Consider the following 9,468-nt stretch of genomic DNA (forward strand, 5'->3'; position numbering starts at 1 on the left):
GCGGGCCCGGAGCGCGACGATCTTCGCGAACTGCGGCAGTTGCTCCGCGTGCTCGACGACATGCCGGATCGGTACGCGGCGCGGATAGTCGGCTGGGCAGAGCAGGCAGTAGATGACGCCGAATGCGAAAACGAGTGTGGCCAGAGCGGTGAAGTCACCGACGCGGTCGAGAAGGCCAGTTGGCCGCTGTAGAATAACTTGAGTGATCATGGATTGCTCCCAAACCAGCGTGGTCTGTCTGGAGCCGACCGCGCGGACCGGCTCGGGGCAGATCAGGCTGCCGCCTCGACGTCGGTTGCTTCCCAATGACGGACCGCCGCCAGCTGGATGGTGGCGACAGACGCGAGACCAATGATGATCCGCTCGCGACCGGTGATGAGGCGACCGCCTCTGCCGTCTTCTGCGCTCTTCAGCTTCGTGACGGTCAGCAAACCGTCCTCGGAAAGCAGCTTAGAGAGCTTGTCGAGATCCGGCGCGGGATGCTCGAAGGCAAAGCCGAAGGCGCGAGCGTTGGCGCCGTTTGTGACTGAAAAGTACTGGTAAACGTTCATTTGAAATCTCCCGTTGAAGCATGGCGCTTCGTGGAAGGGCGACGATGCCGCCCTTCGGCGAAAGGTCAGGCGGCGAGTGCTTGCTCGTCACAGAGATCGACGACGTCGAACACGACCGATCGGCGACGTGCCGAAGCGAGCAAGGCGTTGAGGCTGGTGGTCTTGTCGAAGAGCTGCTGCTGTCCGTTGACCCAGGCCAGGGACCTGACCCGCTGCAGGCCGCGGCGGTCAGGTGGCGTCATGACGACGAAGCGCACGGCCTCGTGGTCGGCGGGCCAGGAAACGTTGGTGGTATCGGGGAGGGTGGAACGCATCGGGGAACTCCATCGGGCCAGGTGGCTGATAGAGATAGTTCATCACATTCACATAAGTCGCGCAAGCGAAATGTTCATATCATGCACCTAAACCCTTTTGGGCGTCGTGATGTTCATGAGCAAGGCGCGACTCGACTCATACGAGTGTTCGTGAACAAATGCGGAACAGAACGGAGGATCGTTGTGGCGAGAGTACGCGTAAAGGACCGACCACTAACGGATGCGAAGACAATCACAGTGGTCTGCCGATGTTGCGCAAGCCGCGCGAAGCTCGGCTCAAGCCAACTATCTGGGCTGGATCGAGCAGGCATACACACGGTCGGGGATCTTGAGCGGTGGGCCTATTGCGAGGCGTGCGATTATCGGGGCGAAGATTCCCAGAATCTACGATTTCACGTGGACTGGCTGTCGAATATTCAGCCTACTTTGCAACTCGTCTGGGACCGACGCTGTGCCTGATTGACTCGCTTCTTTTGAGCCACATAGGATGCCTCGTGGGGGAAGCAGGCGATGTTAAAGCCGAACGTAAAAATTGTTGTCAGCGTTATTTTTTTCATCTGTTTAAGTGGCCCTGCATAGGCGCAAATTGATCCATTCGGCATCATTAGCGGCATCGCCCAGGCCAACAGCAAGAGCAAATCCGAAGACAGTTGCAAGGTCAGATCTCGAGACGAAAGATCGCACTCACAGACTGCATAGCCAGGACGGCTGTCTCTGACGATGACGCAGCCCGTGCCTACCGTGACGGCGTTTTCAACACATACGTGCCGCAACTTATCACGCGATGCTCCGATCAAGTCGGGGCACTGACTGAGGTCTACGATGGCGTGTATGGAAGAGGGCAGACGGACGCTTTCCTGAACGGCGACTACGCTCGCGATCTCCCACGTGCGGTACTGAGGCGGGTCGAAAAAACGCTGAAGACCAAGGCTACCTTAATCGCTCGCGCGGATGATGAGCGGGCCGCTCAGGAGGCGCGTGATCGCGAGGCACAAGCCGCCAAGCAAGCCCGGGATCGCGTGGCCGAGCAAGCCAGGGCGCAGGAACGTGAACGGAAGGATGAAGCCGATCGTCAGCAAGAGCTAGCGCTATCTCAACAACGGGCATCCGAGGCAAAAGCGAAAGCCGATGAGGCATCCGCTCACGCTCGGGCAGCAGCTGAAAGCGCCGAAGCTGAGCGTTTGAAGCAAATAGAGACCGCGAAAGGCGCCGCCAAATTGCTGGTCACTAGCGCTCTGCATTGCGGGCACGAACAACTGAAAAGCCTAGTGAAATCCGGTGAGTCATCGGAAGTTCTAGCGTCTGCTGTGATGACAATATGCGGCGCGGACGTTGATCATTTCGTTGAAGCGGGCATTGGCGAGTACCGGCTCGAGCAGCAATCTTTGGCTTTTGACGAGGGCGTGGCCCGCGCAAAGCTTCGCGAAGAGATGCGCGAACACATCGTTGCGCTCGCGGTACAGGCCAAGGCTGGCGTCGGCGACTTCGCTGCATCCTCGTCAAATTAAGTTTATCGAGCGCCTGCGGATGCCCTAATCGATTTTCTGCACGCTCTTCCGGCTTTTTGGTTTCGACTTAGCTGCCGGCGGCGCTACTTCAGGCGTGGGATTTCCGGCTTCATCCACCCGGCTGACCTGTAGCGCTCGGATAAAAGCTTGAACGCGCTCCGCATCCCCCTCTGGAAGATCAAAGATCGGAATGCGGGGCTGAGCGTTGGGATCGCGGCCGAGTAGGTCGGCGACAGTGCAGCCGTAAGCCTGCGCAAGGCGCTCGACCATGTCCTGGTTGTAAGGGACCTTGCCGCTTTCGATCTTGCTGAGGGTTGGCCGGGAGACCATGGCGCGGTCCGCCGCATCTTCCTGGCTCAGCTCGCGGTAATCCCGCCACTCGCGGAGGAAGTGCTTTTCGCGGTTATGCTGCGGTTTTTTGATCGGCGCCATAGGTATTAAATTTACCGGGCGGCGTCGCGGACGACCATGCAATGCCATGAACATCTGTTCTTGACATGCACGTTCATGCGATGCACTTATGCGGCATGACGCTCGCAGAGTACTTCGCCGAAACCGGCATCAAGGACGAGGCCTTCGCCGACAAGGTGAAGATCAGCCGATCGATGATCACGCGGCTGCGGCTTCGTACAGCGACACCCTCGGCCGGCGCAGCAATGCGCATCTTCGATGCTACCAACGGCAACGTCACCTTGGCTGAACTCATGCCGCTTCCCCACGAGCCCGCGAGGGCGGACGCATGAGAGACCAAGTGCGCGCGGCCACTCGGTCGATCTACCTCATCAAGCCTGTCGGCATGGATGGTCCAATCAAGATCGGCTGCTCGCATCTGCCGCCGAAAAGGCTCAGCGAGTTGATGCACTGGTCGCCGGTGGCACTTGAGATTGTCGCAAGCTTTGCCGGATCGACGGCTCTCGAGGCCAACCTCCACTCCTGCCTTGCCCGCTCGCACTCGCACAAGGAATGGTTCTTCGCCACCAACGAGGTCCGCCAGTTCATCGCCAACATCCTCGCGGGGGAACCGGCGGAGGTCGCCATTGATCTTGGTGACAAGAAGGGGGCGCCGCAGCGGCGTTCGCAATGGACGCCCGCCCGTCGCGTCAAGGTAAGTCTCTGCCGCCGCTATCATGCTGCCCTGCGTCGCGGAGAGATGATTTCGGACGAAGTGCGCGCCATCAAGCGGACGTGGGACAAGCGAGATCTGACATGCGCTGAAATCAATCTTCTTGAGCATAGATTTCCACTCCGCGGTACGAACGGCGTTTGCCGGCAAGCTTCTGCACCCCAAACGGGAGCGGAGGCATGATTGCGGCTTCTCATCTTTGCGCCTTCTGCGCCCGCCCCGGTGCCACCTTCACCATCGGCGCCGGCCGCTCCGCACATCCGTCCTGCGTCGTCGCTACCGTCGCAGCGGACGTGTGCCGTTTTGATGCTCTGCATCCCCAACTCTGCGTCGGGGCCCGCCCGGCGCTGAGGCGCGCAAGCGCAGTACCTCCCTTGGACTTGGCCGCTCTGCATGTGGGCGGAGCGGCCGCTTTTTGGGGAGCGGGGGCGTGAGGGCCGTCGCCACCATCTGCCTTTTTTCGCTCGGTGGCGTTGTCGCCCTCGGCGCCGTGAGGGTTCGCCGACGCAACCGCCAACGGCGGCTTGTTGAAGGCGACGCCCGCTTCCGCGAACTCTTCGCCTACCTCGTCGAGGGCGTCCTGCAGCAGCGGCATGCGGCTTCCTCTTTCAGCCAAAAAGGAGATCGGCCATGCGCCTGAGCTCCAGTTCAAAACCATCGAGTTTGCGTGCCTCCGCGATATTGATTGGATCGCTGAGCGCCGTGAGGACGGCGTCGCGGGCTGCGTTTCTCTGCTGTGCTGACATCGTGCTCGTGAAGCCTCGGAAGCAAAGCAAAAGCACGGCGTTCTGCCGTAGAGCCAATTCAAGCGCCTGCGCGGTTTCCATTCGTAGTCTCCCGTCCCATCGGGTGGTTGCGACAGTCCGGTTTGGCGGTTCGAGCCGCCAGGCCGGGCGCCTACCAGTATGTGCGAGAGCCGCATGAGAGTCGCTCTCGTCATCGCGTTACTCACAGCGCCGATCGCAGCGATCGGACTGCTGGCCGATGTCGGCCTGCGGCGGTTGCTGCTGCCCGCACGATGGGTGCAAGCGACGGCTGCGGTTTGGAGGGCTCGATCATGAATCTAAGGCTCTTCTCGTTCGGCTGCTTTTGCGTCTGCGCCTTGGCGAACCTTCTGGGCATGGCGGGTGTGACGGTAACCGTCTTCCCGGTGCTCGGTGGATATGCGGCAATGCAGGTGGCGCCGATCTTCACGGCTTACTGCGTCCTGGTGATCTATGTCGCCGCGCCTGCCGGGCTGCTCTCGTGGTTTCTCTCAGCTGTGACGGAGGACTGATGCGCGCCCTCGTCGACGCCGCCATCAACACCGTCATCGTCGCCGGCTGCGCACTGAGCGCAGCGATCGTTTCGACCGGTACCGGCTTCGTCGCCAGCATTCTCTGGCAATCGGAGTGGCTATGACCGCTCTCGAATGTCCCAGCTGCGGCGGCAACAACGCGCGTGAGCAGCTGCTTGGCGCCAATCACGATCGCGGCGCCATCCGTGTCTTCGTTTGCTGTCTTTGCGGCGAACAGATCGGCCCGGGCCGTCCCGTGATGACCGATCTCGTTGCGTTCCCTTTACCCCGAATCGCGCCTCTTGCTGGCAGGCTGTCGCGCGTCCTGGGTCCTTCAGTGCATCGGTTTGCCCCATTGGGAGCGAGGTGATGGATCTTACCACGTCCCATTTTGTCGACCTTTCGTCTGCAGCGCCCGCCATGGGGCCTTCTTCAATGAACACATCATTGAGGAACCCGATGAGACATGCGCCGAACAACCCACCTGCAAAAGTAGGCTGCCAACCCTCAAACGTCGCCCGCCGCCCCACATTTGTCTCTGCCTCCGAAGTCGGAGAGCGCGTCTGCGAATACCTGCGGCAACTCTATCCGCAGCGCACCGTCGACAACGTCGCCGCCGACGTCGCGTCGTGGCACGTCAGCCGGTTCACGGTCGCCAAGATGTTCGAGCGCCAGACCGCGCCCGGCGCCGTTCTCTGGGTCGCGCTGATCGACGCCTATGGACCCGACTTCCTCGCCGCTGCGCTGCCGAAGCAACTCGGCTGGCTCGACGACGCGGCCCGGACGCAGCGCCGCGAGGCTCTCGAAGCTCGCATGGCCGCGATCAAATCGGAATTGGACGGCCTGCGGTGAGTGGTTTGATGCGCGTCATTTTCGCCGTCCTTGCGGCGACTTTTTACGGCTTGGCGGGATGCCTGCTCTGGCCATCCGAAAGGCTCAACGCGCTCGCGGCCTGGTGCGATCGGCAGGCTCAGCCGCCGGCAGGAGTCCAGCAATGAACCCGACACAGAAGGCTTTGGCTGGAACGCGCTCGATCGTCGAGAAGGGCTGGTGCCAGGGTGCGTTCGCTCGAAACCAAATAGGGGATGTGGTCCTCGTCGATGCACCCGAAGCATGCTCGTTTTGCCTGATCGCAGCTATCAGCAAAAGCACGGCAGGCAGCGAGGCCTGGGGCAATGCAGTCTTCGCATTTAAGAGCGCAATAGGATGGAATTCGGCCCTTTCGACCTGGAACGACCAGCCTGACCGCACCCGTGACGAGGTCCTGGCCGCGATCGACGCCGGCATCGCGAGGGCCGCATGAGCATCGCCGTCCTCGCCCCCACGAAACGCAAGCGCCCGAGCACCGCCCGCAGCATCGTTCGCGGCGGCATCAAGCTCGGGCCTGAGGACCAAATCCAACTCACGATTCTGGAATGGTTCGCCGTCGTGCTGCCGGAGGCCTTCGTCTTCCACATCCCGAACGAGCGGAAATGTTCGTTCAGGGCGGGGTCGAAGCTGAAGATGATCGGCGTGAGGCCGGGCGTCGCTGACCTCGGCGTCATGCTACCGCGCGGCCGGCAGATTTACATCGAGGTCAAGGACAAGGACGGCGAGCTGTCGCCGGCGCAAGAGTCCTTCTGGTTGAAGGCGAAGGGGCTCGGCTTCGAATGTTTCGTCGCGCGCTCCGTTGATGACGTCCGCCGCGCCCTGAGCATCCTCGGGATCAAGACGAGGGAGGCCGCATGACGCTGCCCTCCCTCCAAGACCAGATCGTCGAGGCCGAGCTCCACGCCCTGGCTCTGCACAATTTCGTCGACGAGTTCGCCGGCAGTCGGAAGCGGCCGGAGCACGAGGTCACGCGGAAGCGGGAGCGCGCCGTCGTCGCCGATGCCGTGGTCGCGACGCTGCGCGGGCTGGCTGGGACAGCCGAACCTCAGGGGAGGCTGCTCTGATGGGCCAGAACACCTCGCACGCCGTCATGGCGCAGCGCGTCGAGCCGCATGACTCGCTTGAAGATTTTCCAACGCAGCCCTGGGCGACGCGGGCGCTGATCGAGAAGGTCATTGTGCCGGCATATGCGCGGCTGGTCGACGATCCGATGGCTTCGCTCAAGACGCTGTCGGTTTGGGAGCCGTGCTGTAACCGCGGGCACATGGCGATGCCGCTGGCCGAATATTTCGGTGCCGTTCATGCCTCTGATATCCACGACTACGGATGGGCCGGCCAGCAGGCGACGTGCGACTTTCTCATGCCAGGGACCGAGCCGAAGAGCCTTGGACCCGACGGCCCGAACTGGCTGATCTTCAACCCGCCGTTTCGGTTGGCCGAACAGTTCATCGAGCGCTCGTTTCAATTCCCGGGTTGGCACGGATCGGCGGCAATCGTTCGGACGTCGTTTCTCGAAGGCGTCGGCCGCTACGATCGTCTCTTCAGCAAGATGCCGCCTGACATCATCGCGCAATTTACCGAACGTGTTCCGATGGTGAAGGGTCGGCTGACGGCCACAGGCTCCACGGCGACCGCCTATTGCTGGCTCGTCTGGATGGCCGGGAAGTCTGATTACCGCTTCGTCTGGATTCCGCCGAGCCGCAAGCAGCTGGAGCGCGCTTCGGACTATCCCGTTTCTGCGGCTGCGGCATCGCCCGCGCCCTTCGCGCCGGTCGGCGCTGACCCCCAGTTCGCCGAGCCAATTCCGGCCCGTGAAGCAGAGGTGGTGACCGCCCATGTGCCTGCATGAAGGAACGATCAAAGTCCCCCGCAAGCGTGCCGACATCCGTGCCGCGCTTGATCACATCGCCGGCCTCGGCGCCTGCGATGTCACGGTCACGCAGAAGCGCAAGATCCATCTGCGCTGGAGCATGGGCGGCATCGAGATGGCGGTCAGCGTCGGTTGCTCGCCGCGCAGCGTCGACGAATCCACGCAGATGACGCTGCAGCACATCAACCGGCGGCTACGCCAAGCTGTGCTGCACTGAACCGAAGATCGTGTCACGGGAAACCATTCGATGAACCAGGAGATCGTTGCCGCCGACGTCGCTAGGAGCGATCTCCGCGCGCGGTTTGACAGCACAATTGCAGCGGCCAGAGCGCGAATTGCTGCCACGCGACCAGGACGCCGAAGCGATCCGGATTCGGCACGAACCTGCAAACCTTGGCTCAAGCAGGGGATCTCGGAACGCACCTACTATCGGCGGAAGGCCGCGGCACCGCAGCCGCTGCAACAGCACGACGCGCATGTCGGAGCCTGGCTCGCCACGATCAGCAACAAGCAACGCATGGCCTACAACGGGCTCGTGCGTCGCAGCAACTATCCGCGGCGACCCGCGATCACTGACGTCCCAGAGATGTACGCCAAATTGGCGGGGGCGAAGTGATGCAGACCATCACTTCGAAATTCGCGATCGGGGATCATGTCTGGGTCGATGACGACCGCACGATCAAGGCACGCGTCATCGCCATCCATGTTTCGGCGATCGGGCAGCAGTGCGAGGTCTCCTGGTTCAACAACGGGACCCTGATCGAGAAGTACGTCGCCGAGATGCGACTGACGCTCGTGTCGGAGGCTTCATGAGCGCCCCTTCGAACATCCGCCCGATGCGGCTCGACGACATGCCGGCGTGCCGCGTCATCGCAGCCGAATGCTGGAGCCGCTTCACAGCCCAGGTCGCGGAGCCAGAGTTCCGGGAAGCGTTCGCGTCTTCGGCCTGGCGGCCAACCTTCTATATCGCGGAGCGCCACGGTGCTGTCGTCGGGATGGCGGGCTACGGCACGTCCTGGCTCAGCTACGGCATCTACAACCTGTTCTGGGTCGCGGTGCGCCCGCACGTCCAGGGACGAGGCATCGCCCGACAGCTTGTCGACCAATGCCTTGCGGATCTCTTTCCGATCGCGGACGCGGTCATGCTGATGACCGGCGTTCCGGAATTCTACGCGCGCGGCTGGGGGTTCGAGAGCATCGGCACGGTCCCGCAGTCGGAGGGCTTCGGCGACACTCTGATGGTGTTGCGCCCGAACTTGAGGGTGGCCGCATGATCGCGCCCATCCTCGGCGTCGCCGCCCTCATCTTCGCCGTCTCCGTCCAGCGCCGCGCGCTCGCGGCCGGGCTGTTCTTTGCCGCGGGGTGGCTGATCCATGGGTAGCATCAGCGTCACCCCAGACGTCCTCTCCGTGCTCTCGGCCGCGCGCTTCGACGGTCCGTCGTTGCTCCTGGAAGGCAAGATAGACCGCTCGCTATACGCGTCCGTCGCCAAGGTCATCGAAGCAGCCGGCGGTAATTGGAACCGCAAGGCGAAGGCGCACCTGTTCGAAGGCGAGGCTCAAGAAGCCATAGAGCCGGTGCTGCTGACCGGCACCGTGACGTCTGCGAAACAGGCATTCGGCGCCTTCTTCACGCCACGGGCCATCGCCGAGATCGTGACCGCGAAGGCGATGCTTGAGCCGGGCCTCCGAGTGCTGGAGCCGAGTGCTGGACGCGGCGCGCTGGCGGCGCCTGCACACATGGCGGGTTGCAAGGTCACCTGCATCGAGATCGACAAGCGTAACGTCGACATCCTTTGCTCGATTCCCTTTCACAAGGTCGTCGAGGCCGATTTCCTCTCTGTGCCCCACATAGGCGTCTACGATCGTGTCGTGATGAATCCGCCGTTCGCCAACCGGGCGGACATCCACCACGTCAGCCACGCCGTCCGCTTTCTGAACCTGAAGGGTCGCCTCG

19 protein-coding genes and 1 pseudogene are annotated in these 9,468 nt (G+C 62.3%); 15 read left to right on the forward strand and 5 right to left on the reverse strand.

Annotated features, from left to right (window positions below):
* The 3 genes from GSQ79_RS15655 to GSQ79_RS15665 form a co-directional block, all read right to left on the reverse strand.
* The coding region (locus tag GSQ79_RS15655; RefSeq protein WP_158809634.1) for a hypothetical protein at positions 1–210 on the reverse strand (210 nt) is incomplete at its 3' end.
* 62 nt (positions 211–272) lie between these two features.
* On the reverse strand, positions 273–551 hold the full coding sequence (locus GSQ79_RS15660; protein ID WP_158809635.1) for a hypothetical protein: 279 nt from the start codon (positions 549–551) through the stop codon (positions 273–275).
* A 65-nt stretch (positions 552–616) separates the two neighbouring features.
* Positions 617–865: a hypothetical protein gene (locus GSQ79_RS15665; RefSeq protein ID WP_158809636.1), complete on the reverse strand. Its 249-nt coding sequence runs from the start codon at positions 863–865 to the stop codon at positions 617–619.
* A gap of 764 nt (positions 866–1,629) precedes the next feature.
* Between GSQ79_RS15665 and GSQ79_RS15670 the strand changes: the two genes are divergently transcribed.
* The gene (locus tag GSQ79_RS15670) at positions 1,630–2,373 is read left to right on the forward strand and encodes a hypothetical protein (protein ID WP_158809637.1); all 744 of its coding nucleotides are present in this window, start codon (positions 1,630–1,632) and stop codon (positions 2,371–2,373) included.
* Between the two features lie 24 nt (positions 2,374–2,397).
* Here the strand turns inward: GSQ79_RS15670 and GSQ79_RS15675 are convergent, their stop codons facing one another.
* Entirely contained in the window at positions 2,398–2,805 is a 408-nt protein-coding gene (locus GSQ79_RS15675; protein ID WP_210253106.1) for a helix-turn-helix domain-containing protein, read from the reverse strand.
* Between the two features lie 95 nt (positions 2,806–2,900).
* Between GSQ79_RS15675 and GSQ79_RS15680 the strand changes: the two genes are divergently transcribed.
* Both GSQ79_RS15680 and GSQ79_RS15685 read left to right on the forward strand, forming a co-directional pair.
* The gene (locus tag GSQ79_RS15680) at positions 2,901–3,116 is read left to right on the forward strand and encodes a helix-turn-helix transcriptional regulator (protein ID WP_158809639.1); all 216 of its coding nucleotides are present in this window, start codon (positions 2,901–2,903) and stop codon (positions 3,114–3,116) included.
* Positions 3,113–3,679 (forward strand): GIY-YIG nuclease family protein, encoded by a 567-nt coding sequence (locus tag GSQ79_RS15685; protein WP_158809640.1) that lies wholly within the window; start codon positions 3,113–3,115, stop codon positions 3,677–3,679. Before GSQ79_RS15680 ends, GSQ79_RS15685 begins: the two co-directional genes overlap by 4 nt.
* Positions 3,680–4,104: 425 nt before the next feature.
* On the opposite strand, the gene GSQ79_RS15690 is transcribed toward GSQ79_RS15685, so the two are convergent.
* Positions 4,105–4,323, reverse strand: a complete 219-nt coding sequence (locus tag GSQ79_RS15690) for a hypothetical protein (RefSeq protein WP_158809641.1) — start codon at positions 4,321–4,323, stop codon at positions 4,105–4,107.
* A 230-nt stretch (positions 4,324–4,553) separates the two neighbouring features.
* On the opposite strand from GSQ79_RS15690, the gene GSQ79_RS15695 reads away from it, so the two are divergent.
* From GSQ79_RS15695 to GSQ79_RS15745, 12 genes and pseudogenes are all read left to right on the forward strand, one after another.
* The gene (locus GSQ79_RS15695; RefSeq protein WP_158809642.1) at positions 4,554–4,772 is read left to right on the forward strand and encodes a hypothetical protein; all 219 of its coding nucleotides are present in this window, start codon (positions 4,554–4,556) and stop codon (positions 4,770–4,772) included.
* A complete protein-coding gene (locus tag GSQ79_RS30080) occupies positions 4,772–4,897 on the forward strand; it encodes a hypothetical protein (protein WP_256379032.1) in 126 nt (41 codons plus the stop codon). Before GSQ79_RS15695 ends, GSQ79_RS30080 begins: the two co-directional genes overlap by 1 nt.
* 334 nt (positions 4,898–5,231) lie before the next feature.
* Positions 5,232–5,624: a hypothetical protein gene (locus GSQ79_RS15700; RefSeq protein ID WP_158809643.1), complete on the forward strand. Its 393-nt coding sequence runs from the start codon at positions 5,232–5,234 to the stop codon at positions 5,622–5,624.
* A 142-nt stretch (positions 5,625–5,766) separates the two neighbouring features.
* Positions 5,767–6,075 (forward strand): hypothetical protein, encoded by a 309-nt coding sequence (locus GSQ79_RS15705; protein WP_158809644.1) that lies wholly within the window; start codon positions 5,767–5,769, stop codon positions 6,073–6,075.
* Entirely contained in the window at positions 6,072–6,500 is a 429-nt protein-coding gene (locus GSQ79_RS15710; RefSeq protein ID WP_158809645.1) for a VRR-NUC domain-containing protein, read from the forward strand. Before GSQ79_RS15705 ends, GSQ79_RS15710 begins: the two co-directional genes overlap by 4 nt.
* Positions 6,497–6,706: a hypothetical protein gene (locus GSQ79_RS15715; protein WP_158809646.1), complete on the forward strand. Its 210-nt coding sequence runs from the start codon at positions 6,497–6,499 to the stop codon at positions 6,704–6,706. The genes GSQ79_RS15710 and GSQ79_RS15715 overlap by 4 nt, the downstream gene beginning before the upstream one ends.
* The gene (locus GSQ79_RS15720) at positions 6,706–7,491 is read left to right on the forward strand and encodes a methyltransferase (RefSeq protein ID WP_246725372.1); all 786 of its coding nucleotides are present in this window, start codon (positions 6,706–6,708) and stop codon (positions 7,489–7,491) included. The genes GSQ79_RS15715 and GSQ79_RS15720 overlap by 1 nt, the downstream gene beginning before the upstream one ends.
* Positions 7,478–7,729: a hypothetical protein gene (locus GSQ79_RS15725; protein ID WP_158809647.1), complete on the forward strand. Its 252-nt coding sequence runs from the start codon at positions 7,478–7,480 to the stop codon at positions 7,727–7,729. Before GSQ79_RS15720 ends, GSQ79_RS15725 begins: the two co-directional genes overlap by 14 nt.
* A 30-nt stretch (positions 7,730–7,759) precedes the next feature.
* A complete protein-coding gene (locus tag GSQ79_RS15730; RefSeq protein WP_158809648.1) occupies positions 7,760–8,128 on the forward strand; it encodes a hypothetical protein in 369 nt (122 codons plus the stop codon).
* Entirely contained in the window at positions 8,128–8,325 is a 198-nt protein-coding gene (locus GSQ79_RS15735; protein ID WP_158809649.1) for a hypothetical protein, read from the forward strand. Before GSQ79_RS15730 ends, GSQ79_RS15735 begins: the two co-directional genes overlap by 1 nt.
* Complete coding sequence (locus GSQ79_RS15740; RefSeq protein ID WP_158809650.1) at positions 8,322–8,786, forward strand: GNAT family N-acetyltransferase; 465 nt, start codon at positions 8,322–8,324, stop codon at positions 8,784–8,786. The genes GSQ79_RS15735 and GSQ79_RS15740 overlap by 4 nt, the downstream gene beginning before the upstream one ends.
* Positions 8,787–8,885: 99 nt before the next feature.
* Positions 8,886–9,468, forward strand: a pseudogene (locus GSQ79_RS15745) (hypothetical protein); the annotation flags it as partial.

Source organism: Beijerinckia sp. L45 (genome assembly GCF_009765775.1).
GTDB lineage: Bacteria > Pseudomonadota > Alphaproteobacteria > Rhizobiales > Beijerinckiaceae > RH-AL1.